The organism is Skermanella aerolata KACC 11604 (assembly GCF_000936425.1).
Taxonomy (GTDB): Bacteria; Pseudomonadota; Alphaproteobacteria; order Azospirillales; family Azospirillaceae; genus Skermanella; species Skermanella aerolata.
Window position 1 is genome coordinate 1 of record NZ_AVFK01000170.1, and the last position, 1,087, is coordinate 1,087.

The 1,087-nt window shown below is 72.5% G+C and carries 1 protein-coding gene; it reads left to right on the forward strand.

The window, feature by feature from the left end; genetic code table 11:
* On the forward strand, positions 1-1,087 hold a 1,087-nt coding region (locus N826_RS39025; RefSeq protein WP_044438013.1), incomplete at both ends, for a non-ribosomal peptide synthetase.

A 1,087-nucleotide genomic window follows, 5' to 3' on the forward strand; every position in this document is an offset into this window, starting at 1 on the left:
CCTACGCCTTCGATTTCTCGGTCTGGGAGATCTGGGGCGCCTTGCTGTTTGGCGGCCGGCTGGTCGTGGTGCCTTACTGGATCAGCCGCTCGCCCGAGGCCTTCGCCGAGCTGCTGGAGCGGGAGCGCGTCACCGTGCTCAACCAGACGCCCTCGGCATTCCGCCAGCTGATCCCGTTCACGTCGGGGAGGACGCTGGCGCTGCGCCATGTCGTATTTGGCGGCGAAGCGCTGGAGCCGGCCAGCCTGGCGCCGTGGTACGCGGCGCATGGCGACGCCGCCGTGCTGGTCAACATGTACGGCATCACCGAAACGACGGTGCATGTCACCTACCGCGCCCTGACCGAAGCCGACGCCCTCGGCGGACGCGGCAGCGAGATCGGCCGGCCGCTGGCCGACCTCCAGGTCCACCTGCTCGACGGCCGGCTGGAGCCGGTGCCGGCCGGCGTGGTCGGCGAGATCTTCGTCGGCGGCGGCGGGGTGGCGCGCGGCTACCGCAACCGTCCCGACCTGACGGCGGAGCGCTTCGTGCCCGATCCCTTCGGTCCCGCCGGCGCGCGGCTCTACCGCTCGGGCGATCTGGCGCGGCGGCTGGCCGACGGCAGCCTGGAGTACCTGGGCCGGGCCGACCAGCAGGTCAAGGTGCGCGGCTTCCGGATCGAGCCGGGCGAGATCGAGGCGGCGCTGGCGCGCCAGCCCGGCGTGCGCGAGGCTTTGGTGCTGGCGCTGCCCGGCCCGGCGGGAGACCTCCGGCTGGTCGCCTATGTCGCGACCGGCGACGGCACCGGCGACGTGACGGCATGGCGCCGCTCGCTCGGCGCCACGCTGCCCGACTACATGGTGCCGTCCGCCTTCGTCGTGATCGACGCCTTCCCGCTGACCCATCACGGCAAGATCGACCGCAAGGCCCTGCCCGCTCCCGAAGCAGCGACTGGCACCGGAGCGGGCGAAGCGCCGGCCACACCGGCTGAACTGATCCTCGCGGCGGTGTGGTCCGACGTGCTCGGTGTGCCCAAGGTCGGACGCGACGACAACTTCTTCGCGCTCGGCGGCGACAGCATCCTGTCGCTCCAGGTCGTCTCCCGCGC